Here is a 23,529-nt window from a genome sequence, read left to right on the forward strand (position 1 = left end):
GCCGGGTTTCCCTGGGCGCCGCCCTACTGGCGCCCGGGGCAGGCATCATGGAGGCATGGCTCTCGACCTGCCTGCCGAACTGTGGACTGCGGAGAATGCGGCCCGCGAGCTCCATCCTGAGATGACTGTCGAGCAGGTGCGCGCGCTCGTCGCCTTGGTCGGCCTCCAGCCGATCGGGAAGCGCCCAGGAGGGTTCCGCACCTTCCCTCTGTCGCGGCCCCACGTGGGCCGATGGCGTGGTCAACCGGCAGGCGCCCTGCTCCTTGTCCGACGCACGCGCCTTGCGCCACTTGGCGTACCTCAGCTCTTCACTGCTCGGCATAGCGCTCCATCACCTCACGAATGATCTGCTCGCTGACGAACGTGGGCTGCGCCACGTGACTGAGCGCGTCCCATCGCTCGCTGATTGCCCGAACCCTCTCTTCTTGCCTGGTCACCTCTCCGGTCTCCGCCGCCTCCAGGTACGCGGCATCGGCGGAGCGCTCCACCTGCGCGAGCACGAATGACCCCAGCAGACCCGCAGTGACGCCTGCCGCCAGAGGCACGATGCGCACCGTGATGCGGGGGTGCGCCGCCATCGACAACAGATGCGCGAGTTGCTCGCTCATGACCTCCGCTCCTCCTATCGGACGGAGCAGGACGGTCTCGTCCAGCAGCACAGAGTGCATCGGCGGAGTCGGCCGGGTAAGGAACTCCTGCCGCTTGAGCCGCGCCCGCACAGCCATGTCCACCTGCTCGGGAATCACTCCTGGCTCGCCCTTGAAGAGGGTCGCGGCGTACCGCTCCGTCTGGAGGAGCCCCGGGATGAGCGCGAGCTGGTATGCCCGGATGGTGTGCGCGGCCGCCTCGATGCCGGGCCAGTCGCGGAACCAATCGGGCCCCGGGTCGACGTGGATCTCCGGAAGCAGCTCCAGCAGCTCGCCGTTGAACCCGAGGACCCGTTCGACTTCTTCGGTGACGTGCCGGTCCAGCCTGGCGCCTACAGCCCTGCACGGCGCCGACTATAACCGTAGGAGGTCAAGTCTTTACTGTAAGTTAAGAAGCTCTCATTCTCGGGCCACGAGCGATGCGTGTGACGGTGACATCGCCGCCATTCCGGATAGTGGCCGTTTAGCCTGGGGGCAGGGACACGGGTCCAGCTGAAGCCTGGAGACGCGGATGGCGTTCTTGTCGCGGCTGTTCAAGCGGGGCGATCCGCCGGCCGAGCGGGAGGAAGCGCGTCGGCGGGGGATGCGGGACGCCCGGGAGCATCCTTTGGGCGAGTTCACCGATCCGGAGTTCCAGCCCGCCTACGTCACCGAGGTCCGGGCCCTGGCCCGTGAGCAGGTCACCGAGGTCGATCGGCGGCTGGCGGCCACCCGTACCGCGATCCTGGAGCGGGCGCTGGGGGCGCGCGAGGTGATCTTGCAGGAGCTGGCCAGGAGTGACACCCACCCGGAGCCGGCCCTCGCCAACGGTCACGTCTCTGACGAAGTCGACGAGCAGCAGCCGGACGCGTTCATCTCGATCGCGGAGGCGAGAGCGCGGCGGGCGGAGGCGCGGCGGCGGGCCGTGGTCGAGGAGGCGAACGTCGGCGTGCAGCGGGCCAGGGCCCGCATCGAGCACCTCACCCAGGAGTGGGAGAGCGCGCTGATCGAGCGCGACCACGAGGTGGAGGCGGTGCACGCCAGGGCCGAGCAGCTCATCGCCGCGTACAAGGGCGGGGTACTGGGGGCCCATCCGCGCAGGGAGGAGATCCCGTCCTTATGGAAGGGCGAGGTCATCGCGATGGGCGCCACGGGTGAGACCGTCACGGCGGTCTCCGGGCGGGAGGAGATCGCGCGGATCCTGCGCGAGGTCGAGGACCGCATCGAGGTGTGGCACGCCGAGGTGATGCCCCGAGAGCTGCCGGGAGGGGCGCGGCGCCAGCTCTCGCCGCCGCCGCCCGCCGATCCCGGCGTTCCCGGCGTCCCGGAGGACCGCGACGCGGGGGACGCCGGGGACGATCGCGCTTCAGGGAGCGAGCAGGAGGGCACGTGAGGGCCGAGGAGCGTGACGGCGACGACGACGGGGCTCGGGAACGGGGCATCCCGGCGCGCAGGCCGGTGGCGGCACGAGGAGCGCCCGACCCCGTCGCGGCGTCGGAGGCGTGCAGGCCGGAGGCGGTGGCGGTGGCGGTGGCGCGTGAGGTTGGGGCGGCGTCGGGGGCGTGCAGGCCGGAGGCGGTGGCGAGGGCGCGTGGGGTTGGGGCGGTGCTGGGGGTGATCCTGCTGGTGGCCGGCACCGTGGCGGCGTGCGGGACGGAGGCCAAGGCGGTCTGCGGCGTGATCGTGGACTCGACCAGCTACGCCGACCCCGCCACCTCCAGGAACGACGTCACCTCCAAGCTGCCCGCCTTCGCCCAGGGGTGCGACTGGATCGGGTTCGCGGCCGTCACGGGCAGCTCGGAGAGCAGCACCTGCCGCCAGGACCCGGTCTCCATCGCCGCCACCCAGGCCGAGAACCCCAACAACAACCCCGTGGTCGAGGATCGCGTCAGGGCGCACCGGATCACGGAGGTGGTGCCGAGGGCGGTGAAGCTGTTCGACTGCCCGGCGGAGGGCGAGGGCTCCGACGTGCTGGGAGCCCTGCGGTACGCGGCCAAGCAGCTCGGCGCGCAGCGGCAGCCGGACAAGCCGCACCGGCTCATCGTGTTCAGCGACCTGATCAACAACCGGGGCGACCTGAACATCAACAAGCTGGACCTGAACGAGGGCGCGCGCAAGCAGAAGATCAAGGAACTGCGGGACGCGCGGCTGCTGCCCGACCTGACCGGGTACTCGGTGGTCGTGCACGGCTTCCTGCGGGAGAAGACGTCGAGCCCCGACCGGTTCCCGCTGCTCGAAGGCTTCTGGAGTGAGGCCTTCGAGGCGTCCGGCGCGAGCACGGTGGATCTGCTCTAGGAGAGCGCGCTCCCTCCGGGTACGCAACGTTGACAGCAGGTAAAGACTGTGTTGACATCGGCCCAGAGAGCGCTCTCTCTCATCAGGCCCCCCACCCCCCATGGAGCAACGATGACAACAGCCCTCCGGCACCGGCGCCGACTGGCGGCGGTGGCCGTGGCGCTCGCGGCGCTCAGCGGCCTGCTCGTCAACGTGGCCGTCAGCGCCTCGGCCGCCGTCCCGCCCACCCCGTCCGGCTGGTCGCTCGTCTGGTCGGACGACTTCGACGGCGCCGCCAACACGCTGCCCTCGTCCACCAACTGGATCGTCGACACGGGGCACGCCTACCCCGGCGGCCCGGCCAACTGGGGCACCGGAGAGATCCAGAACTACACGTCCAGCACCTCCAACCTCAGCCTCGACGGCGGCGGCAACCTCCGCATCACGCCGCAGCGCAGCGGCTCGGGCGAGTGGACCTCGGCGCGCATCGAGACCCGGCGGGCCGACTTCAAGCCCGCCGACGGCCGGATCCTGCGCATCGAGGGGCGCATCCAGATGCCGAACGTGACCGGCGACGCCGCGCTGGGCTACTGGCCGGCGTTCTGGGCGCTCGGGGCGCCGTACCGGGGCAATTACTGGAACTGGCCGGGCATCGGCGAGTTCGACATCATGGAGAACGTCAACGGCATCAACGCCGTCTGGGGCGTGCTCCACTGCGGCGTCAACCCGGGCGGGCCGTGCCAGGAGACGACCGGCCTCGGCGCCAACCGCGCCTGCCCCGGATCGACGTGCCAGGCGGCCTTCCACAGCTACCGCTTCGAGTGGGACCGCAGCGTCAGCCCCAACCAGCTGCGGTGGTACGTGGACGGGCAGCAGTTCCACAGCGTGAGCCAGTCGCAGTTCGACGCGGCGACCTGGTCCAACATGACGGGGCACGCGGGCTACTTCCTGCTGCTCAACGTGGCCATGGGCGGGGCCTTCCCCAACGCGCTCGGCGGCCAGACGCCCACGGCGGCGACCGTGCCGGGGCGGCCGATGCTGGTCGACTACGTGGCGGTGTGGCAGAGCGGCAGCGGCACCCCTCCGACGAACCCGCCCGGCGGCGTGGACGCCCGTTCGACGATCCAGGCCGAGCAGTACCAGGCGCAGTCGGGCACCATCGTCGAGACCACCACGGACACCGGCGGCGGCCAGAACGTCGGGGCGATCGCCAACGGCGACTGGCTCCGCTTCGACGGCGTGAACTTCGGGACAGAGGCCGCCCACCAGTTCAGGGCCAGGGTGGCGTCCGGGGCCGCGGCCGGGGTGAGCGGGCTGGTGCAGGTCCGGCTGGACAGCCCCACCGCCGCTCCCATCGGGGACTTCGCCCTCGCCAACACGGGCGGGTGGCAGAGCTGGCGTACGGTGCCGGCCAACATCTCGGGCGTGACCGGCACGCACACCGTGTACCTGACCTTCAGCAGCGGTCAGCCCGCGGACTTCGTCAACGTCAACTGGTTCACGTTCTCGACCAGCTGAGGCCCTCAGAGCTTCTCGAAGAGGCGCGGGAAGACCTTGGAGACCTTGGACAGCAGGTACTCGCCGTAGGTGCCGGTGAAGTCGACCTGGCCGTCCCAGCGATGGCCGGGGGCGTAGGGCAGCGGCGGTACCTCGCTGTCCCAGCCTGGGTCGAAGAAGAACGGGAAGCTCAGGCGCTCGTTGCCGCTGCGGTTGCGCACCCGGTGCGGGGTCGAGCGGTAGTGGCCGCCGGTGAGCTTGTCGAGCATGTCGCCGATGTTGCAGACGAAGGTGTTCTCCAGGGGCGGGGCCTCGATCCAGCCGCGCGGGGTGCGTATCTGGAGGCCGCCGTTGGCGTCCTGGAGGAGGAGGGTCAGCAGGCCGTAGTCGGTGTGCTCGCCGACGCCCCAGGTGTCGGGGTCGTCCGGCGGGGTGGGCGGATAATGAAATATCCGGAAAAGCACGGTCGGCTGGGCGGTGTAGCCGGAACGGAAGTAGTCCTCGTCCAGGCCGAGGCTCAGGGCGATCCCCGACATGACGGCCTGGGCGAGCGCGGTCATCGAGCCGAGATGGTCGAGCACGGCGTCGCGGAGCTCGGGCACCTGGGCGGGGAACAGGTTCGGGCCGTGCAACGGCAGCGGGCCCGGCGGCTCCTCGGCGCCGAAGTAGATGCCCTCCTTCAGGTCGGGCCGCCCCGAGGTCAGCTCGCCGCCGACCGGGAAGAAGCCGCGCCAGGCCTTGCCTCCCCGTTCCATGGAGATCTCGGCCTTGACCTCTTCGGGCAGGGCGAAGAAGCGCCTGCTCGCGGCGTCGAGCCGGCGCGGGAGGTCCGGCGGCACGCCGTGGCCGGAGACGTAGAAGAAGCCGCTGTCCCGGCACGCCTCGCCGATCGCCTCCGCCACGGCACGCTTGGCGGGGCCAGCGGCGGCGGCATCGGCAGGATCAGCGGCGGTGGCGAGCAGGGGCGAGACGTCGATCACCGGCAATTCGCTCACACCGTCATTTTGACATCCGCCCGCTCCCGGGACCCGGTGACGCACAATCGAAAGCAGGACCCGCGGTAGGAGGCCTGATGCGCTTCATTCGCCGGAAGCAGGACGACGACGTCGAGCCTGGCCAGGTCACCCGCATCACGCCTGCCGTGGCGTACGACGGCGACCTCTACCACCTGCCCGACTGGGCGCGGCGCCGCCACGAGGAGCGCGAGCTCGGCCGCGGGCACGCGGCCGACGGCCAGATCGACACGCTCACGCTCCAGACCGGCAGCGTGCCGCGCTTCCACGAGCTGGAGGACGAGCGGCTGGCCGAGCTGGCCGAGATCGAGGACCGTACCGAGCAGGAGATCCAGCGGGCCCGCGCCGAGTTCGAGTCGCAGAAGATCGGTCTCGCCGAGTCGCAGCGGGCGTTCGGGGAGGCGCGCAAGGCGCTGGACGACAGCCAGCGCCAGGTCACCGAGCTGGAGCAGCCGAGCCGCCGGCCGGGCGACGGGCGGCCCAGCTCCATCGCGATCTCGGGCAGCCGCTGGCCGGTCGTCCGCCGCTGGCTGCCCGCCGCGCTCCTCCTGCTGCTCCTGCTGATCGTCGAGGTGCCGATCCTCTACCAGGTCATCCTCAACTGGGGCGACAGCGTGGCGATGACCGCGCTGCTCGCCGCCGGTGCCGCTCTGATCATGCTGGTGGCGCCGCACATGTACGGTCGCGCGTTCCGGTCGTGGCAGGAGCACGGCAGCCCGGCGAAGGGGCGGTGGCTGCTGGCCGGGGTGGCGCTCGTCTGGCTCGGCCTCATTGTCGCCGTGGCCGTCCTGCGCCGGGACGCCCTGGTCAAGCCGCTGGTCGTGGACGGCCAGGACATCGGGCCGACCTCGGAGGGGGTCAGCCAGTTGCCCACCATGATCCTGCTCCTGGCCCTCCTGATCGCCACCGCCCTGATCGCCGCCGACCTGGGACGGCGCATGCACAACCCCAACGACCAGCGGTTACGGGAGCTGCGGGCCAAGCGTGACGCCGAGGCCCGCGCATGCGCCGCCGCCCAGGCCGCCTACCAGCGGGACGCCGGGTACGCCGAGAGCATCGCCCAATACCTTCAGGCGGTGGACCGGCGCAGGGCCGGCCGGCTGCGCCAGCTCGACAGCGGCTTCGACAGCCTGGCCACGGCGTACCTGGGAGGCGTGGTGGAGGGCCTCAAGGACCCGGAGGCGGCCAGCTGGGCCGAACGCATCGTCCTCCACCGCCGCACCCGCTCCTGACTCCCGTACCGGTACGAGGGCTCAGCTCGACTCCCTGACCACGAGCCGGGTCGGCAGCACGGCGGAGGTGGTGTGGCGGCCCTCCAGCCGCGACAGCAGCAGCCGCGCGACCGCCAGCGCCTGCTCCGCCAGCGGAATCCGCACGGTGGTCAGCCCCGGCGTGGTGGCCGAGGCGGCGTCGATGTCGTCGAAGCCCACGATCGCCAGGTCCTCGGGCACCCGGCGGCCCAGCTCGCGCGCGGCCTGCAGCGCTCCGATGGCGAGCTGGTCGGTGGCGGCGAACACGGCGTCCAGCGCCGGCTCGTCGCCGAGGAGCTGCCGGGCCGCCGCCGCGCCCGAGGCGCGGGTGAGGTCGGCGAGGGCCAGTAACGGCTGCGCGCCCGCCCGCTGCAGCGCCGCCCGGTGCCCGGACAGCCGGTCCTGGACGGCGACCAGGTCCATCGGGCCGCAGATCATGCCGATGCGGCGGCGCCCGCTCGCGAGGAGGTGCTCGGTGGCGGCGGCCGCGCCGCCGGCGTTGTCCACGTCCACGTACGGCACCAGCGAGGCGACGGCCGGCTTGCCGAGGAGCACGATCGGCACGTCCGTACGCGAGAGCCGCTCGGCCAGCGTGTCGCCCCGGTCGGGCGGCAGCAGCACGACGCCGTCCACCAGCCGGGCCTCCGCCTGCTGGACGATGCGCCGGTGGCTCTCGGCCGTGTCGGCCAGCATGAGCGTGATCTGCTTGCCGGCGCCCTCCAGCATGCTGGTGACGTACTGCACGACGGCGGCCGTCAGCGCGTCCCCCTGCCTGGGGACGGACAGGACGAGGGCGATGGCGTTGGTCCGCCGGGTGACCAGGCTGCGGGCGGCGGCGTTGGGCACGTAGCCGAGCTCCTTGACGGCCCGCATCACCGCCGTGCGGACCTCGGGGCTCACCGAAGCCTCGCCGTTGACCACGCGCGAGACGGTGGCGCGGGAGACGCCGGAGCGGGCGGCCACGGTCTCCAGGGTGGGCCGCTTGGGCCGGGTCTCGGTGAGGCCGTTGCGCCGGATGACGTCGCGGTACCACAGCGCGCTGTCCTTCGGCCGCCGTTTCTGGGTGGCGAAATCGACGTGCACGAGGCCGAACTTCCGCTGGTAGCCCTCGGTCCATTCGAAGTTGTCGAGCAGGGTCCAGACGAGATATCCGCGAACGCGGGCGCCGCCCTCGACGGCCGACAGCAGGGCCCGCAGATGCTCCTCGACGAAACTGATGCGTTCGACGTCGTGAATGCCGTCGCCGGTCACCACGTCGACGAAGTCGGCGCCGTTCTCGGTAACCATCAGGTCGAGCTCCGGATATTCCGCGGAAAGGCGCCGCAGCACCAGTGAAAGGCAATTGGGCACGATCGGCCAGCCCATCGCGGTGACCGCCGTCGGAATCGTGCAGAACAGCACCCCCTCGCTTCCCGGATAGGCCGAGGCGGCGGGCTCGCTGGGCTGGGCCTGCACCACGGAAGGCGAGTAGTAATTGATGCCGAGCAGGTCGAGGGGCTGGGCGATGATGTCGAGGTCGCCGTCGCGAATGTGGTCGAGGCCGCCGTTGCGCTCGATGATGGGCAGGATCTCGGCGGGGTACGAGCCGCGCAGCATCGGCTCCAGGAACTGCCGGTTGGCCAGGGCGTCGATCCTGGCCACGGCCTCGGCGTCCTCCTCCGACAGCTGCCTGCCGAAGTCGCTGACCTGGGCGGGCGTCAGGACGGGCGAGATGTTGAGCACCGTCCCCACCCGGGCCGCCCCGCCTGAGCGCAGGGCCTGCGCGGCCAGCCCGTGCGCGAGCATCATGTGGTGGGCGCTCCTGAACGCCTCGGCGGCCGATTTCCGGCCCGGCGCGTGGCTCCCGTCGCCGTATCCCAGGAAGGCCGCCACCCAGGGCTCGTTCAGCGTGAACCAGGTGTCGACCCGGTCACCGAGCCGGCCGTGCACGGCGGCGGCGTAATCCGCGAAACGGCCGGCGGTGTCGCGGGACGGCCAGCCGCCGAGCTCCTCCACCGCCTGCGGCAGATCCCAGTGATAAAGGGTCGCATAAGGCGTGATGCCGGCCGCGAGAAGCTCGTCGAGCAGCCGGTCGTAAAAGTCGAGTCCGGCCTCGTTCACCTTGCCCGAGGCGTCGGGGAAAATCCGTGGCCAGCTCACCGAGAACCGGTAGGCGGCCATTCCCAGGTCTTTCATCAACCGCACGTCTTCGGGATAACGGTGGTAATGGTCGCAGGCCTCGGCGCGGTCGGCGGAAAAGACGTCCCAGATGGACGGCCCCCGGCCGCCGGCGGACGTGGCGCCCTCGATTTGAAAGGCCGAGGTAGAGACTCCCCACACGAAACCCTCGGGGAAGCTTGCGGTGCTCATTTTGGCGGAACCCTCCGATGACTGTTTGCCCGCTTAGTCTCCCGCGTGCCGCTCGTCGCGCGCCAGCCTGGCCAGGCGGTATACAGAGCGCGTGGAACTGGATCGGCTCGATCGTGACATCATCGCGGCGCTCGTCGAGGACGCCCGCGCGACCTTCGCGGACATCGGACACCAGGTGGGGCTGAGCGCGTCGGCGGTCAAGCGCCGGGTGGACCGGCTGCGCGAGACGGGGGCGATCACCGGGTTCAGCGCGAGGGTGGCGCCGCAGGCGCTCGGCTGGACGACCGAGGCGTACGTGGAGCTGTTCTGCCAGGGCAAGACCAAGCCGTCGGACATCGCGCTGGCCGTGGCGAAGTTCCCCGAGGTGGTGGGGGCGGCCACGATCACGGGCGAGGCGGACGCGCTCCTGCACATCAGGGCCACGGACGTGCGCCACGTGGAGCGGGTGATCGAGCGCATCGCGGCGCAGTCGTTCGTGGTGCGGACCAAGAGCTCCATCGTGCTCTCGCGGCTCGTGGACGCACCTCCCGGCACCACCGTCCCGGAGCCGCGCAACGGATCGCCCGCCCAGCTCTGAAAGACGCAACAGACCCGCGCGAACACGCAATGCCAAACACTTGGCCTGCATAAACATGCATTCTTAGGCTGTCTCCGTCCCTTCGAAAAGGACATCCACCCATAAACCTCGACGGAGACCTGCATGCCCAAACACTTCCTGATGTGCCGTCCGGACTACTTCACGGTCGAGTACGCGATCAACCCGTGGATGGACCCCGAGGCCGGTGCGGACCGCGACCTGGCGGTCCGGCAGTGGGAGGGCCTGAAGGCGGCGTACGAGGAGCTCGGACACCGGGTCAGCCTGATCGACCCGATCGAGGGGCTGCCCGACATGGTCTTCGCCGCCAACGGCGCGCTGGTCGTGGACGGCCTCGTCTACGGCGCCCGGTTCGCCCACGCCGAGCGCGGCCCCGAAGGCCCCGCCTACCTGCGGTGGTTCACCGAGCGCGGCTACCCGGCGCGCGAGCCGCTGCACGTCAACGAGGGCGAGGGCGACTTCCTCACGCTCGACGACGTCATCCTGGCCGGCACCGGCTTCCGCACGGACGTGGTGGCGCACCAGGAGGCGCAGGAGTTCCTGGGCCGCCCGGTGATCTCCCTGACGCTGGTGGACCCGCGCTTCTACCACCTGGACACGGCGCTGTTCCCGCTCGACGGGCGCAATGTCGCGTACTACCCGGAGGCGTTCTCCGAGGGCAGCAGGAAGGTGCTGCGCAAGCTGTTCCCGGACGCGGTGATCGCGACCGCCGAGGACGCCGAGGTGCTCGGTTTGAACGCCGTCAGCGACGGCAGGAACGTCGTCATCAACGCCGAGGCGTCGAACCTGCAGCTGGAGCTCAAGCGACGCGGCTACGAGGTCATCCCCGTCGACCTGTCGGAGCTGCGTAAAGCAGGTGGCGGACCCAAGTGCTGCACACTGGAGATCAGGGGGGAGAACTGACCATGACCACCAGCGCAGAGCTCATCGAGATGAGCGAGCGCCGTAGCGCGCACAACTACCATCCGCTTCCCGTCGTGATCCACGAGGCGCACGGCGCCTGGGTCACCGACGTGGAGGGCAAACGATATCTGGACTGCCTGTCCGGCTATTCCTCGCTCAACTTCGGCCACGGCCACCCGAAGATCATCGAGGCCGCCCGCGACCAGCTCGACAACCTGACCCTGACCAGCCGCGCGTTCTACCACGACCAGTTCGCGCAGTTCTGCGCCGGGCTCGGCGACCTCACGGGCAAGGACCTGATCCTGCCCATGAACACCGGCGCCGAGGCCGTCGAGACCGCCATCAAGGTGGCCCGCAAATGGGGCTACGAGGTCAAGGGCGTCGAGCCCGACCAGGCGAACATCATCGTGATGGAAGGCAACTTCCACGGCCGCACCACCACGATCGTGAGCTTCTCCACCGATCCGGAGGCACACGACAACTTCGGGCCCTACACGCCGGGCTTCCGGCTCGTGCCGTACGGCTCCACCGAGGCGATCAGGCAGGCCGTCGACCCGAACACGGTCGCGGTGCTGGTCGAGCCGATCCAGGGCGAGGCCGGGGTGCTCGTGCCGCCGGACGGGTACCTGAGCGAGATCCGGGAGCTCTGCACCGCGCAGGGGATCCTGATGATCGCCGACGAGGTGCAGTCGGGGCTGGGGCGCACCGGGCAGACGTTCGCGTGCGACTACGAAGGGGTCGTGCCCGACGTCTACGTCCTGGGCAAGGCGCTCGGCGGCGGCGTCGTACCGGTCTCGGCCGTCGCCGCGAACCGCGACGTGCTCGGGGTCATCCAGCCCGGCCAGCACGGGTCCACGTTCGGCGGCAACCCGCTGGCCTGCGCGGTGGGCATCGCGGTCATCGAGCTGCTGAACACCGGCGAGTTCCAGGCCAGGGCCGCCAAGCTGGGTGAGGTGCTGCACGCCCGGCTGCGCGAGCTGATCGGCAAGGGGGTCCTGGAGGTGCGCGGGCGCGGGCTGTGGGCCGGCGTGGACATCGACCCGGAGCTCGCGACCGGCCGCGAGGTGTCGAAGGCGCTGATGGCGCGGAGCGTCCTCGCCAAGGACACCCACGGCTCCACGATCCGCCTCGCCCCGCCCATCGTGGTCTCCGAGGAGGATCTGATCTGGGCCGTCAACCAGCTCGCCGACGCGCTCTACGAGCTCAACACCGCCTGACCCGGTTTCAGAAAGCCGACCTGCCGTTCGGGGCTGAGCTTCGCAGGGTCTTTACGGCGGAGCACGGGAGGGCCCAGCCACCGCACGTGGCCGGGCCCTGTCCAGGGAGACGCTTCTCCGGTTCATAGGGCCGGGCGCCGTTACGGCGCCCGGTCACCCGTCTGGGTGGTCATTTGCCGGCCGGGGACGCCTTCGCGGTCGCCGGCGCCGGCTCGTCCGACGGCCCCTCGGTGACCGTCGGCGGCGCGGCGGGCCCGTCCGACGGCTCCGCGCTGATCGCCGGCTCCGGCGGCGCGGTCGGGCCGTCCGTCGCCTCCAGCGAGGCCGTCATGGTCGGCACCGGCTCCGTGACGGCCTCGTCGCTCGGCAACGCCGACGGCACGGCCGAGCTCGTCTCGCCCGGTGCGGGCTCGGCGCTGGACGGGGCGCAGGCCGCCTCCTCTCCCTTGTCCGACGGCGTCGCCTGCGGCAGCACGTCCACCACCGACGTCTTGAGCTGGGCGGTCAGCGCCAGCACGCTCCCCTTGGGAGCCCGGGCGAGCCGGTCGTCCACGACCGTCTCCCGCTCCCCCATGAACACGTGCGTGGCCGGGTCGAAGATGGCCTGCCTGAGGATGCCCTGGGGGTCGACCCGCCCGAGCGCCACCCCCTTGCGGCCCGACGAGTCCTCCACCCCCTCGGTCACCTGCACGCCTGGGATCGACTTGGCCGCCTCGAAGAGCGCGTCGCGCTGCGCCTTCGGCAGGTACGTCTCCCTGACCAGGTCCGTCAGGTGGTCGAAGGCGGCCCGGTCGTTCTCGTCGCCCTTGGCTTCGGCGGCCACGGCGGGCATCTTGTAGAGGCGTGCCCGCATCCCGGCGACGTCCGTCGGCAGCGTACTCAGGTAGGTGTAGTCGGTGCGGTTCTCGCCCAGCTGGGAGGGGCAGGCCGGCAGCACGTGCCAGTCGGAGCCCTGCCAGTTCTTGGCGTCCGCCGGCAACTGCTCGCCCGGCCACGGCTGGGGCTCGCGGCCCTCGATCAGCAGCAGGCCGTTCGCGCTCCCGTCCACCGACTGCCAGATCTTCCTGTGGGTCCGGTAGAGGTGGCGGGTGGTCTCGCCGCTCTGTCCGGCCGACATCGACCTGTACATGGTGTCGGACTCGATCAGGATGAACTGGCCGGGACGGGGAGCCAGTTCGTCGGAGGACGACACGGCGGCCGACTGGGTCACCCCCGTGGCGGGGCCGGTGCTCCCGTGGCCCTGGTTCGTCAGGGCCACGGCCACCCCGCCGACCAGCGCGACCGTGACCCCGAACGCGGCCGCGGCCTGCCAGCCGAATCCGGGCAGGCGAAAGCGGCCCCCGCCACGCGCCTCCACCAGCAGCCGTTCCCGCGCCGTGGCCCTCGCCTCGGCCCCGTACGGCGGCACGGCGGGCCGGCCGTCGGCGAACGTGCGGATCTCGTCCTCATCCATGCTGGGGCTCCTCTGCTGCGAAGGGATCGGTGCCGCCGAGAGCCCTGCGCACCTTGACGCGGAGCCTGTGGAGCCTGGACCTGACGGTGCCGACCGGCACGCCGAGCGCGAGCGCCGCGTCCTCGTACGTCAGGTCCGCCCAAGCCACGAGCAGCAGCAGGTCGCGCTCGCCCGCGCTGAGCCGGGTGAGCGCCCTGGCCAGTCTGGGCTGGAGCTGCTCGGCGGTCACCCGATCCGCGCTGCGGTCGTCGAAGCTGCCGGGGCGCTCCACGTTCACCTTGGCCATGGCGGCGGTGCGCCGCCGTTCGGCCCTGCGGTGCTGGGCGACGACATTGGTCGCGATGCCGTACAACCATGGCCTGGCATCGGGCCACGAGCGGTCGTAACGCGCCCGCCGGCGGAACGCGACGAGGAACACCTCCCCCGTCACGTCGTCGGCCAGCTCGGTCCCGAGGCGCCGGGCCGCGTACCTGTGGATCTCGTCGGCGTGCCGGTCGAACAGCGCCGCGAAACTCTCCGGGTCGGCCAGCGAATGCCCGATCAGCGTCGAGTCATCCAGCGTCTCAGGCACATCCTGAACACCCACCACTCTGCCGGTCCTCTCTCATGCGGTCACCCTGTTGTTGGCCGCACGCCGGAGGGCGGTTCCACCTTTCTTGCGGCTAGAGGAGGCGCCACACCTCCATCCCCTCCGGAGCCGGCTCCGGGGTGAAGCCCGCGGTCTCCAGCTCCGAGACCAGCCGCTCCCGGGCGGGCCAGTGGTTCGTGAGGACCACCTCGTCCTCGCTGATGGCCACGCCGTGCTGCCTGATCCGGTAGACGAAGCGCGTGGTGACGCTCTCCCCCTCGGCCTCCAGCACCTGCCCGGCCACCTCGTACTCGTGCCGGCCGACCTGGTACGACCCCATGACCTCCAGATCGCCCGGCACCGGCGCGGACCGCTCCCGCCAGTTGAACACCAGCCGCCCGCCCGGCTCCAGCTGCCTGGCCAGCACCTCCCACAGCGTGGCCCGCTCCTCCGCGTCGAAGCTCTGCAGGACGGAGATCATCACGACCGCCTCGACCGGCTCGTCCACCTCCACGTCGAGCGCCCCATACGGCAGCACGGTCACCCGCCGCAGCGTCGCGGGGTCGGACGCCAGGCGGGAGACCAGGACCGAGCGCATGCCCAGCGACGGCTCCAGGGCGTAGATCTCGGCCGGCGTCTCCCTGGCGATCAGCTCGGTGATCAGGCCGGTGCCCGCGCCGATCTCGAGCACGCTCCGCCGTACCCCCTTCAGCAGCAGGGGAAGCAGCTCCCGCACCATCGGGACATGCCCGTCCTCGTGCCAGAGGTCGTAGAACGGGACGGCGGCGGCGTAATCATCCTTGTGCATGCGCTTCAGCGTAGGCGGACGGAGTCGATCGGCCTGACCGCATCGCCGACGGACTCGTACCAGGTGACCTCGTCGGGCAGGGTCAGCGTGGCCACCGCGTTCTGGAACCAGGGCCCCTTCGTGACCCGCCACCTGAACGGCGGCTTCGGGATGCCCGCCAGCCTCGCCAGCAGGCCGCCGACCAGCGTGGCGATCGAGAACTGGGTGAACACGTTGGCCCAGCGGAGCAGTCGGCTGAGCGGGTTGCGGATCGGCGAGCAGACGATCTGGTAGATCTGCCCGGCACCGGCCTTGGCCAGGTAGGAGTAGTGGACGTCGCCCGAGAGGATCAGCACGGGCCGGCCGGCCTTCACCAGCAGCCGGGACAGGTCCTCGAACGAGCGCCGGAACGCCGCCCAGTGCTCCAGGTCGATGCGCTGCCGGAACTTCTCCGACCACCGCCGCGCCGGCCCGCCCCACTTGCCGTCGCACAGGGCCTCGTTCCAGTTCTGCACGCCGTGGACGCCCTCGGGGAGCAGGAACGGGATCGACGAGCCGATGATCAGCCGCTCGGCCGGGGCTGCGACCTGCTCCTCCAGCCAGGCCCACTCCCCCGGGTCGAGCATGCGGCGGTCGCCGGGCGTGAGCTGCCTGGCGCACCTGGTGTCCACCATGATCAGGCGGGCGTTGCCGAGGTCGCGGGCGTAGCTCCAGCGGTTGCTGCTCGGCTCGGCGTCGGCCTTCTCCGCGAACGAGTCCAGGGCCGCGCCGCCGTCGCCGTCCATCAGCTTGCGCAGCAGCGGGTCCTCCGCGCGCTCGGCCGGCGAGAGGTTGCCGAGGTGCTGATAGATCCAGTACGCCCCCAGCCCCGCGACGACGCGGCGCGGCCACCACGGCACGGCGGCCATCTGCTCGCGCCAGGGCTGCGAGGTGTTCCAGTCGTCACGCAGGTCGTGGTCGTCGAAGATCATCGCGGACGGGACGGTGGACAGCAGCCAGCGGATCTCCTCGTCGGTCCAGGCCAGGCGGTAGAGCTCGGCGTACTCCTCGAAGTCGGCGATCTCCCCCTGCGGCTCCGTGCTCCTGCGGGAGCGGATGTATTCGAGCATCGCGGGCGAGGGGTTGTCGGCGTAGACCTGGTCGCCGAGGAGCACCAGCAGGTCCGGCCACTCCTCGTCGTCCGCGGTGGGGAGGTGCTCGCCGTACGCGCGCAGGACGTCGTCGCCGTGGGTGAGGACGTACGTGGCGTCATGCGGGACGCTGGTGCGGCACGAGCCGAACGCCAGCTTGCGCAGCCCATCGGCGGGCAGCAGCCGGATCCGGCTCGGCGGGCGACCCGCCAGGGGCCATACCTGCTCCCCGTCGAGCCTCACCGAATACGACCCGATATCCTGGGAGAGTTCAACGAGATCCACGATCGCGTAGTGGTGACCGTGCACGGTGAAGGTAGGCGACCGGTAAGACCTGCCGTCCGCCTCGATGGTGACCGTGCAGGGCTCGGCGGTCTCCACCCAGATCGAGGCGCTGACGGAGTCCACGTATCGCAGCATCGGCCCCATCACGAGTGCGGGCATCTCACTCCCCGAGATATTCACGATTCAGCACACTGACCGGACGCAAGCCTGCCAGAGTGGCACGGTCCACAGCACCTCGGGATTTCATCGACCGCTAGGCAAGGTCAAACCCTCCGCCTTAGGATGATCGAGACAAGCACGCCCAAAGCGGGAGGCAAAGGCGCTTCTCTCTTAAAAAGGGCGTCATAGCAGGAGGATTCTCTTCCATGAGCATCATGGTGCCGTCAAAGACGCCGGCCCTGATCACCCCGGGCCGTCAGGCCCTCGACTCCGCACTCCACCAACTCGACCAGGCCACCGAGCAGCTCGGACTCGACGACGGGCTCCGCACGATGCTGGCCACGCCCCGGCGGTCGCTGACCGTCTCGGTCCCGGTCCGGCGCGAGAACGGCCGCCTGGACGTCGTGCAGGGCTTCCGCGTCCAGCACAACGTCTCGCGAGGACCCGCCAAGGGCGGGCTCCGTTTTCATCCGGACACCGACATCCACGAGGTCACCGCGCTCGCGATGTGGATGACGTGGAAGTGCGCACTGGTCGGCATCCCGTACGGCGGCGCCAAGGGCGGCGTGGCCGTGGATCCGTCCACGCTCACCGAGCGCGAGCGGGAGCGCATGACCCGCCGCTACGTCAACGAGGTCATGCCGCTGATCGGCCCTGAGCAGGACATCCCGGCTCCGGACGTTGGCACCGACGCGCAGACCATGGCCTGGATCATGGACACCTACAGCGTCCACACCGGCTTCCCGGTGCCCGGCGTCGTCACCGGCAAGCCGAAGACGCTGGGCGGCTCGCACGGACGCATGTCCGCCACCTCGCGCGGCGTGCAGATCGCGGCGCTGGCCGCGCTCGGCCGCTCGCCCGCCGGCAGCACCGTCGCCGTGCAGGGCTTCGGCAAGGTGGGCGGGCCGGCGGCGCAGTTCCTGGCCGACGCGGGTTGCAAGGTGGTGGCCGTCTCCGACGCCACGGGAGCCGTGTACGCACGCGGCGGCCTCGACATCCCCGCCCTGGTCGCGTACGCGGCCGAGGCCGGGGGCGTGCGCGGCTTCCGCGAGGCCGACGCGCTGACCCATGACGAGCTGCTGGAGCTGGACGTGGACATCCTCGTCCCGGCGGCCCTCGAAGGCGCGATCACCGAGGCCAACGCGCCCCGGATCCGCGCCCGGCTGATCGTGGAGGGCGCGAACGGCCCCACCACGCCCGAGGCCGACGAGATCCTGACGGCCAACGGCACCACGGTGGTGCCCGACATCCTCGCCAACGCGGGCGGGGTGATCGTGTCCTACCTCGAGTGGGTGCAGAACCTGCAGGCCTACTCGTGGAGCGCCGAGGAGGTCGAGCGCAAGCTGCGCGAGCTCATGCTGGAGGCCTTCGCCGAGGTGAAGTCGGTGGCGGCCGAACGCGGCCTGACGCTCCGGCAGGCGGCGCACGTCATCGGCGTGGGCCGCGTCGTCGAGGCCCACCAGCTCCGCGGCCTCTACCCGTAACCACACCTCAGTCCCACCGGCTGAACCAGGGTGGGCGCGCCACCACCGCGCGCCCACCCTTCCCCGAAGAACCCCAGCCCCCTGCGACGGTGGCGCGGACGTAGCCGTGGCACCCGCCTACTGGTGCTCGTAGAGGCGGTAGGTGGCCAGGACGTTGAGCCGGTGGAGGTCCCGGCAGAGCGCGAGCATCCCCTGCTCGGCCAGTTCCCGCGGCACCGGATAACGGGCCAGGGCCGCCGCCAGGCCGGGATCGAGCGCCTCCGCCCACGGATCGGCGCAGGCCGCGTACGTCTCCTCCAGGCTGCGCCCCGCCCGCACACTGGCCAGCACCTCATCGTGCAGCCGCTCCAGATAGCCGATGAGGGCGTCCACCGCCGCCGGCCCGTCGCCCATCGGGCCGTGGCCCGGGACGATGGTCTCCAGCTCGGGCAGGGCCTCGCGCATCCTGCGCAATGACCCCAGGTACGGCTCAGGACCACCCTGGAGCAGCATGTGGGCCGTACCCGCGTGACAGACGAAGTTGCCGGTCCACGCGGTGCGGGTGTCGGGTACGTACACGACGGTGTCACCCGGACCGTTGCCGGGGCCGAAGTGGTGCAGCTGGACCACGCGCCCGCCGAGGTCGATCTCCGCGTACTCGTCGAACACGAGGTCGGGCAGGCGCCACGTGGTGACCGCGTCGAGCAGGGCGTCATCGCCGTACATGTTCGCCGACCTGGTCTGCTTCTCGTACGCGAGGTCGGACATGTTGTCGCGGTTCGTCCGGGACGAGACGACGACGACCTCGTCGGGGAACGCGGCGTTGCCGAAGCTGTGATCGCCGTGGTACGTGGTGTTGACCAGGTAGCGGAGGGGCCGGTCGGTCAGGTCGGCGGCGATCGCCTGGATTTTTGCCGAAATTTCGGGTGTGATCCCGGCGTCGACGACCAGCGCCGCGTCCCGCCCGGCCACCACCCCGTTGTTGTCCTTCGGCGGCAGGCTCGCCATCAACGCGTACACACCCTCGGTGAACGCGTGCGGCACCAGCTCCAGGCCCACCGGCGACAGGTTCGGCCCGCCGTAACCGGCCGGCCGCTCGGCGATCTCACGCTCGGGAATCCGCGAAGTGAACATTTCCGCTCCCATCTCTCTCCGTGCCTCTAAACTAATCGAACGAGCGATTATTTTTCAAAGTGATTGGATGTCCTCGTGAGCAGCATCACCAGCGGCCGCCGTCCGGGCCGTCCTTCCAAGGCCGAGGCAGGCGACACCAAGGCCGCGCTCCTGGACGCCGCACTGCGCCTGTTCGCGCAGAAGGGGTACGCGGGGACCTCGATCAGGGCCATCGCCAGAGAGGTGGGGTTGAGCGAGAGCGTCCTTTACGCGCACTTCGCCAGCAAGCAGGCGATCTACGACGCGGCCATGTCTCTGGCCGGCCCGCAGGCGGCCGACGTGGCGCTCGACCAGGCCCCGGACGAGCCGGCGGCCTTCGTCGAGTCGTTCGCGGCCCGGGTGCTGGCCGCGTGGGACACCCCGCAGTCCAGGCAGGTCATGAGCCTGGTCTCACGTGACGGCCTGATCCACGACGACACCCTCTCCGTGGGCATCGAGAACGTACTGGGCCATCTCGCCGAGGTGTTCGCGCGGTGGCAGTCGGAGGGGCGGATCCGTACGGACCTGGGCACTCCCGACGACCTCGCCTACGCCCTCCTGGCCCCGATCGCCCACGCCCGGCTGCTGTGGCTGCACGGGAACGCCACGGAGGCCCAGCGCGAGCGCGCCCGCGACCGCATCAAGGCCCACGCCGCCCTGTTCGCGAAAACGCTCACACGCTGAACCCCTCCCAACGGACTCAGCGACCCACCGCGCCCGCCCCCTCCAAGGACCCCAGCCCGCGTCGGCGGCGCGCCCGGCGTTGGGGAAGAGCGCGTCACCCAGCGGGACCGGGCGTCAGACGCGGAGCTCCGCGTAGTCGAGGGCCTCCATCAGCCTCTCCAGGTCGCGCATGAGCTGCTCCGTGCGCTCCCGCCCGAACGCCCCCGCGATCAGCCCGTGATGCTCGGCCACCGCCCCGTCCACCCGCGCGAGCAGCTCCGCCCCCCGGTCCGAGACGAACACCGCCACCCGCCGCCGGTCACCCTTGGACGGCCCGCGGTAGACCAGCGCCCGGTCGATCAGCCGGTCGATGGCCTTGGTCAGCGTCGGGTGCGGCATCAGCACCGCCTCCGCCAGCTCGCCCATCGAATCGCCGTGCCCGTCGGCCAGCGCCCGCATGATGCGCCACTGCTCGACCGTGACGTCCTCGCCGGCCAGCACCGCGGCCAGCCCGCGGTTGACACTGCGCTCCGCACGGCTCAGCAGGTAGGCGAGTGAGGACCCGAGCCCAGAGGTGGTCATGGAGAAAGGTCCTTTCATCGGAGAGCTAGAACGGAGGATACTCGTCGGCGTGGCGGCGACCGTCGATCCGTTGGAAGCGCGGCTCATACCGTCGGAGTCGATCAGGATCGGCCTGGTCGTGCCCGTGTCAGGGGTGCTCGGCCTGATGGGCCCGTGCGCGATCAACTGCGCGGTGCTGGCCGCCGAGGAGGTCAACGCCGGCGGCGGCGTGCTGGGCAGGCCGGTCGAGCTGGTGCTCATCGACGGCGGCCGGCCCGCGCGCCAGGTGGCGGCCGAGGTGGCCGGGCTGGTCGGCTCGGAGACGGTGCAGGCCGTCGCGGGCGCCCACGCGAGCGACGTGCGGGTGGAGGTCGTGGCCGCGATCGCCGGGCGGGTGCCGTTCGTGTACGCGCCGCCGTACGAGGGCGGCGGCCACGCGCCGGGCGTCTACTTCCTCGGCGAGACCCCGGGCAGGCAGCTCGCGCCGGGCATCGAGTGGCTGGCCGGCGCGCGCAAGGCGCGCCGCTGGTACCTGCTGGGCAACGACTACGTCTGGCCGCGCCTGGTGCACGCCAGCGCCCGCGGGCGGCTGCGCGCCCGGGGCGCGAGCGTGGTGGGTGAGAGCTTCGTCCCGTACGGCGAGGCCGTCAGCCGGCTCGACCGGGTGGCGGACGCGCGGCCCGACGCCATCCTGCTGACCCTGATCGGCAGTGACCTCATGGCCTTCAACCGGGCGTACGCGGCCGCCGGGCTCGGCGCGGCCCGGCTGTGCGGGGCGCTGGAGGAGCACGGCCTGCTGGGCGTCGGCGGGGACGTCACCGGCGAGCTGTACGCGTCCATGGGCTACTTCCGCGACCTGTCCACCGACGCCGGTCTCGACTTCGCCGAGCGGTACGCGGCCAGGTTCGGCGAGGACGCCCCCATGCTGAACGCCCACGGCCACGGCTGCTACGAGGCCGTGGCGATGGTGGCCGCGCTGGCGGCGCGGGCGGGGTCGCTGGCCGTGCCCGCGCTCGACGCGGTCGCCGACGGCACCGAGATCACCAGCGCCCGGGGCACGCTCACGCTGCTCGACCGCCAGGTACGCCATCCCGTGCACCTGGGCAGGGCGGACGGCCTGGGATTCTTTCTAGAGAAACCTTTTCAGTAGAAAGCTTTGGCTCTAGGGTGCGAATCGCCCCCCACGCAGCTAGGAGCCGTAATGAGCACAGTCGAGCAGTTCGGCTACCGCCAGGAACTCCAGCGTTCCTTAGGCTTCGCCGACCTGATGATCTATGGCTTGATCTTCATGGTGCCGATCGCCCCGTTCGGCATCTTCGGCCACGTCTTCGCCGTCTCCCACGGGATGGTGGCGCTCGCCTATGTCATCGGCCTGGTGGCGATGGCGTTCACGGCGCTGTCGTACGCGCAGATGGCCCGCGCGTTCCCCATGGCCGGCTCGGTCTACACGTACGCGGGCCGGGGAATCGCCGCCCCCGTCGGGTTCATCGCCGGATGGGCGATCCTGCTCGACTACGTGCTCGTGCCCTCGCTGCTCTACCTGGTGGCCGGCGTGGCCATGAACTCGTTCGTGCCCGCGGTACCCGTCTGGCTGTGGCTGGTGGCGTTCATCGTGCTCAACACGGTCGTGAACTACCTCGGCATCCAGATGACCGCCAGGATCACCCGGATCATGCTGGTGGCCGAGCTCGCGGTGCTGGCGATCTTCCTGGTGGTCGGCGGCATCGCGCTGGTCCAGGGCAAGGCGCAGACCGGCGCGCTCACCCCGTTCTTCGACTCCGCCGGATTCAGCTGGAGCGTGGTCCTGGCCGCCGCGTCCGTGGCCGTGCTGTCGTTCCTCGGCTTCGACGGCATCTCCACGCTGGCGGAGGAGAACCGCGAGGACGCCCGCCGGCTCGGCCGTTCCATGGTGGCCGCGCTGGGGCTGGCCGCGGTGCTGTTCGTGGCGCAGACCTGGGTCGCCGCGCTGCTCACCCCCGGCCGCGACGCTCTGATCGCGAACGACGACCCGGCGGGCAGCGCGTTCTACACCACCGCGGAGTTCGCCGGCGGGCACTGGCTGTCGGTGCTGACGGCCGTGGCCACCGCCGTCGCGTGGGGGTTCGCCAACTCGCTGGTCGCGCAGGCGGCCACCTCGCGCCTGCTGTTCGCGATGGGCCGCGACCGCCAGCTCCCCTCGTTCCTCGCGAAGGTGGACCCCAAGCACAAGGTGCCGGTCAACGCGACCCTCGTGGTGGCCGCGCTCTCGCTGGTCATCGGCGTCTACATGAGCACGCGGCCGACCGGCATCGGCGAGCTGAGCTCGCTGGTCAACTTCGGCGCCATGGCCGCGTTCCTGCTGCTGCACGTCTCCGTCGTCGTCCACTACGTCATCAGGCAGCGCAGCCGCAACTGGCTCGCGCACCTGGTCGTGCCCGTGGTCGGCATCGTCGTCCTGGTGGCCGTCGTCTTCAACCAGAGCGTCTACGCACAGTGGGCCGGCGGCATCTGGCTGGCCGTCGGCCTCGTCGTCCTCGGCATCTCGTACGCCCGCGGCCGCCGGCCCGTACTCCCCTCGGAGGTCAAATGAACGTCGTCTCCTACCGTCCCTCCCCGGAGGACCTGAGCTACACCTTCGGGGGCCGCTCGGCCGTCGGCAAGGTACGGCCGGGCACGATCCTGGAGCTGTACACCGAGGACTGCTTCGGCGGCCGCGTGCGGACCGTGGACGACCTGCCGTCGCAGGTGTGCGAGTTCCCCTACCTGAACCCGGTGACGGGCCCCTTCCACGTCGAGGGCGCCGAGCCCGGCGACACGCTGGCCCTGCACTTCGTGAAGATCACACCGGCCAGGGACTGGGCGGTGTCGACGACGTTCCCCCACTTCGGCGCGCTGACCGGCACCCACACCACGGCCATGCTGCAGCCGCCGCTGGAGGAGCGGGTCTGGCGGTACGACATCGACCTCGACCGGGGCGTGGCCGTCTACCACGCCCGCAACAGCGACTTCAGCGTGGCGCTGCCGCTCGACCCGATGCACGGCACGGTCGGCGTGGCCCCCGCCGCGAACGAGGCACGCATGACGATCACCCCGGACGCGCACGGCGGCAACATGGACACCCCGGAGCTGCGCGCGGGCGTCACCGTCTACCTGGGCGTCAACGTCGAGGGCGGGATGTTCTCGATCGGCGACGGCCACGGGTTGCAGGGGCACGGTGAGGTCTGCGGCACCGCCGTGGAGTCGGCCATGAACACCGTGGTCGCGGTCGAGCTGGTCAAGGGGGTGGCGACGCCGTGGCCGCGGCTGGAGGACGACCTGCACCTGATGTCCACGGGTTCGGCCAGGCCGCTGGAGGACGCGTACCGGATCAGCCAGCACGACCTGGTCACCTGGACGTCGGAGCTGACCGGGCTGGACACGCTGGACGCCTACCAGCTCGTCAGCCAGGCCGGGCAGGCGCCGGTCGGCAACGTGTGCGACACCAACTACACGATGGTCGCGAAACTGCCCAAGGAGTATCTGGGCCGCCCGGCCGCCTACGAGTCGGCGCACGCCCGGCTGCGCGCGCTGGGCTCGCAGTACACAAGTTGAGGTAAAGATTGATG

Annotated in this window: 21 protein-coding genes; 12 read left to right on the forward strand and 9 right to left on the reverse strand. The window is 70.9% G+C overall.

From position 1 onward, the window contains the following. Positions 1-308: 308 nt before the first annotated feature. On the reverse strand, positions 309-971 hold the full coding sequence (locus ACWEPL_RS06855) for a DUF5753 domain-containing protein (RefSeq protein WP_452435496.1): 663 nt from the start codon (positions 969-971) through the stop codon (positions 309-311). A 187-nt stretch (positions 972-1,158) separates the two neighbouring features. Between ACWEPL_RS06855 and ACWEPL_RS06860 the strand changes: the two genes are divergently transcribed. From ACWEPL_RS06860 to ACWEPL_RS06870, 3 genes are all read left to right on the forward strand, one after another. Further along, positions 1,159-2,019, forward strand: a complete 861-nt coding sequence (locus ACWEPL_RS06860; protein WP_452435432.1) for a hypothetical protein — start codon at positions 1,159-1,161, stop codon at positions 2,017-2,019. Next, positions 2,016-2,921 (forward strand): vWA domain-containing protein, encoded by a 906-nt coding sequence (locus ACWEPL_RS06865; RefSeq protein ID WP_452435433.1) that lies wholly within the window; start codon positions 2,016-2,018, stop codon positions 2,919-2,921. Before ACWEPL_RS06860 ends, ACWEPL_RS06865 begins: the two co-directional genes overlap by 4 nt. A 111-nt stretch (positions 2,922-3,032) precedes the next feature. Then, entirely contained in the window at positions 3,033-4,418 is a 1,386-nt protein-coding gene (locus ACWEPL_RS06870) for a glycoside hydrolase family 16 protein (RefSeq protein ID WP_452435434.1), read from the forward strand. A 5-nt stretch (positions 4,419-4,423) separates the two neighbouring features. Here ACWEPL_RS06870 and ACWEPL_RS06875 read toward each other — a convergent pair whose 3' ends face one another. Next, positions 4,424-5,392 (reverse strand): isopenicillin N synthase family dioxygenase, encoded by a 969-nt coding sequence (locus ACWEPL_RS06875; protein WP_452435435.1) that lies wholly within the window; start codon positions 5,390-5,392, stop codon positions 4,424-4,426. A gap of 77 nt (positions 5,393-5,469) precedes the next feature. Here ACWEPL_RS06875 and ACWEPL_RS06880 point away from each other — a divergent pair, with 77 nt between their 5' ends. Then, on the forward strand, positions 5,470-6,642 hold the full coding sequence (locus ACWEPL_RS06880; protein ID WP_363967384.1) for a hypothetical protein: 1,173 nt from the start codon (positions 5,470-5,472) through the stop codon (positions 6,640-6,642). 21 nt (positions 6,643-6,663) lie between these two features. Here the strand turns inward: ACWEPL_RS06880 and ACWEPL_RS06885 are convergent, their stop codons facing one another. Continuing rightward, positions 6,664-9,009: a GH1 family beta-glucosidase gene (locus tag ACWEPL_RS06885; RefSeq protein WP_452435436.1), complete on the reverse strand. Its 2,346-nt coding sequence runs from the start codon at positions 9,007-9,009 to the stop codon at positions 6,664-6,666. A 91-nt stretch (positions 9,010-9,100) separates the two neighbouring features. On the opposite strand from ACWEPL_RS06885, the gene ACWEPL_RS06890 reads away from it, so the two are divergent. The 3 genes from ACWEPL_RS06890 to rocD all read left to right on the forward strand — a co-directional run bounded on the left by ACWEPL_RS06890 (position 9,101) and on the right by rocD (position 11,724). Next, positions 9,101-9,586, forward strand: coding sequence for an Lrp/AsnC family transcriptional regulator (locus ACWEPL_RS06890; protein WP_350725028.1), 486 nt, complete (start codon positions 9,101-9,103; stop codon positions 9,584-9,586). Between the two features lie 123 nt (positions 9,587-9,709). Beyond that, positions 9,710-10,507, forward strand: a complete 798-nt coding sequence (gene ddaH / locus ACWEPL_RS06895) for a dimethylargininase (protein ID WP_452435437.1) — start codon at positions 9,710-9,712, stop codon at positions 10,505-10,507. Between the two features lie 2 nt (positions 10,508-10,509). After that, positions 10,510-11,724, forward strand: coding sequence for an ornithine--oxo-acid transaminase (gene rocD / locus ACWEPL_RS06900; RefSeq protein ID WP_363967389.1), 1,215 nt, complete (start codon positions 10,510-10,512; stop codon positions 11,722-11,724). A 169-nt stretch (positions 11,725-11,893) separates the two neighbouring features. On the opposite strand, the gene ACWEPL_RS06905 is transcribed toward rocD, so the two are convergent. The 4 genes from ACWEPL_RS06905 to ACWEPL_RS06920 all read right to left on the reverse strand — a co-directional run bounded on the left by ACWEPL_RS06905 (position 11,894) and on the right by ACWEPL_RS06920 (position 16,106). After that, positions 11,894-13,177 carry a CU044_5270 family protein gene (locus ACWEPL_RS06905; RefSeq protein WP_452435438.1) on the reverse strand — a complete coding sequence of 428 codons (1,284 nt, stop codon included), beginning with the start codon at positions 13,175-13,177 and terminating at the stop codon, positions 11,894-11,896. Next, positions 13,170-13,748 (reverse strand): RNA polymerase sigma factor, encoded by a 579-nt coding sequence (locus ACWEPL_RS06910; RefSeq protein ID WP_350725021.1) that lies wholly within the window; start codon positions 13,746-13,748, stop codon positions 13,170-13,172. The genes ACWEPL_RS06905 and ACWEPL_RS06910 overlap by 8 nt, the downstream gene beginning before the upstream one ends. A gap of 91 nt (positions 13,749-13,839) precedes the next feature. Continuing rightward, positions 13,840-14,553 carry a class I SAM-dependent methyltransferase gene (locus ACWEPL_RS06915; RefSeq protein ID WP_452435439.1) on the reverse strand — a complete coding sequence of 238 codons (714 nt, stop codon included), beginning with the start codon at positions 14,551-14,553 and terminating at the stop codon, positions 13,840-13,842. 5 nt (positions 14,554-14,558) lie between these two features. Continuing rightward, a complete protein-coding gene (locus ACWEPL_RS06920) occupies positions 14,559-16,106 on the reverse strand; it encodes an alkaline phosphatase D family protein (RefSeq protein WP_363967393.1) in 1,548 nt (515 codons plus the stop codon). A 206-nt stretch (positions 16,107-16,312) separates the two neighbouring features. Between ACWEPL_RS06920 and ACWEPL_RS06925 the strand changes: the two genes are divergently transcribed. Beyond that, positions 16,313-17,590: a Glu/Leu/Phe/Val family dehydrogenase gene (locus ACWEPL_RS06925; protein ID WP_452435440.1), complete on the forward strand. Its 1,278-nt coding sequence runs from the start codon at positions 16,313-16,315 to the stop codon at positions 17,588-17,590. Between the two features lie 117 nt (positions 17,591-17,707). On the opposite strand, the gene ACWEPL_RS06930 is transcribed toward ACWEPL_RS06925, so the two are convergent. Next, entirely contained in the window at positions 17,708-18,703 is a 996-nt protein-coding gene (locus ACWEPL_RS06930) for an MBL fold metallo-hydrolase (protein WP_452435441.1), read from the reverse strand. Positions 18,704-18,778: 75 nt separating this feature from the next. On the opposite strand from ACWEPL_RS06930, the gene ACWEPL_RS06935 reads away from it, so the two are divergent. After that, positions 18,779-19,405, forward strand: coding sequence for a TetR/AcrR family transcriptional regulator (locus tag ACWEPL_RS06935; protein ID WP_355201928.1), 627 nt, complete (start codon positions 18,779-18,781; stop codon positions 19,403-19,405). A 114-nt stretch (positions 19,406-19,519) separates the two neighbouring features. Here the strand turns inward: ACWEPL_RS06935 and ACWEPL_RS06940 are convergent, their stop codons facing one another. Further along, entirely contained in the window at positions 19,520-19,966 is a 447-nt protein-coding gene (locus ACWEPL_RS06940; protein WP_350725011.1) for a MarR family winged helix-turn-helix transcriptional regulator, read from the reverse strand. Between the two features lie 49 nt (positions 19,967-20,015). Here ACWEPL_RS06940 and ACWEPL_RS06945 point away from each other — a divergent pair, with 49 nt between their 5' ends. The 3 genes from ACWEPL_RS06945 to ACWEPL_RS06955 are packed head-to-tail and all read left to right on the forward strand — an operon-like array spanning position 20,016 to position 23,515. Continuing rightward, a complete protein-coding gene (locus ACWEPL_RS06945; RefSeq protein WP_363967397.1) occupies positions 20,016-21,095 on the forward strand; it encodes a substrate-binding domain-containing protein in 1,080 nt (359 codons plus the stop codon). A 51-nt stretch (positions 21,096-21,146) separates the two neighbouring features. Next, positions 21,147-22,514 carry an APC family permease gene (locus ACWEPL_RS06950; RefSeq protein ID WP_452435442.1) on the forward strand — a complete coding sequence of 456 codons (1,368 nt, stop codon included), beginning with the start codon at positions 21,147-21,149 and terminating at the stop codon, positions 22,512-22,514. Further along, entirely contained in the window at positions 22,511-23,515 is a 1,005-nt protein-coding gene (locus ACWEPL_RS06955) for an acetamidase/formamidase family protein (RefSeq protein WP_350725005.1), read from the forward strand. The genes ACWEPL_RS06950 and ACWEPL_RS06955 overlap by 4 nt, the downstream gene beginning before the upstream one ends. Positions 23,516-23,529: the final 14 nt, after the last annotated feature.

This window comes from Nonomuraea sp. NPDC004186 (assembly GCF_053603495.1).

Excerpts from the sequence above, each read along its gene's own strand:
- ACWEPL_RS06860 (WP_452435432.1), top strand. The coding sequence starts at position 1,159 with ATGGCGTTCTTGTCGCGGCTGTTCAAGCGGGGCGATCCGCCGGCCGAG.
- ACWEPL_RS06870 (WP_452435434.1), top strand. The coding sequence starts at position 3,033 with ATGACAACAGCCCTCCGGCACCGGCGCCGACTGGCGGCGGTGGCCGTG.
- ACWEPL_RS06880 (WP_363967384.1), top strand. The coding sequence starts at position 5,470 with ATGCGCTTCATTCGCCGGAAGCAGGACGACGACGTCGAGCCTGGCCAG.
- ACWEPL_RS06885 (WP_452435436.1), bottom strand. The coding sequence starts at position 9,009 with ATGAGCACCGCAAGCTTCCCCGAGGGTTTCGTGTGGGGAGTCTCTACC.
- ddaH (WP_452435437.1), top strand. The coding sequence starts at position 9,710 with ATGCCCAAACACTTCCTGATGTGCCGTCCGGACTACTTCACGGTCGAG.
- rocD (WP_363967389.1), top strand. The coding sequence starts at position 10,510 with ATGACCACCAGCGCAGAGCTCATCGAGATGAGCGAGCGCCGTAGCGCG.
- ACWEPL_RS06905 (WP_452435438.1), bottom strand. The coding sequence starts at position 13,177 with ATGGATGAGGACGAGATCCGCACGTTCGCCGACGGCCGGCCCGCCGTG.
- ACWEPL_RS06915 (WP_452435439.1), bottom strand. The coding sequence starts at position 14,553 with ATGCACAAGGATGATTACGCCGCCGCCGTCCCGTTCTACGACCTCTGG.
- ACWEPL_RS06920 (WP_363967393.1), bottom strand. The coding sequence starts at position 16,106 with ATGCCCGCACTCGTGATGGGGCCGATGCTGCGATACGTGGACTCCGTC.
- ACWEPL_RS06925 (WP_452435440.1), top strand. The coding sequence starts at position 16,313 with ATGAGCATCATGGTGCCGTCAAAGACGCCGGCCCTGATCACCCCGGGC.
- ACWEPL_RS06930 (WP_452435441.1), bottom strand. The coding sequence starts at position 18,703 with ATGTTCACTTCGCGGATTCCCGAGCGTGAGATCGCCGAGCGGCCGGCC.
- ACWEPL_RS06940 (WP_350725011.1), bottom strand. The coding sequence starts at position 19,966 with ATGACCACCTCTGGGCTCGGGTCCTCACTCGCCTACCTGCTGAGCCGT.
- ACWEPL_RS06950 (WP_452435442.1), top strand. The coding sequence starts at position 21,147 with ATGAGCACAGTCGAGCAGTTCGGCTACCGCCAGGAACTCCAGCGTTCC.
- ACWEPL_RS06955 (WP_350725005.1), top strand. The coding sequence starts at position 22,511 with ATGAACGTCGTCTCCTACCGTCCCTCCCCGGAGGACCTGAGCTACACC.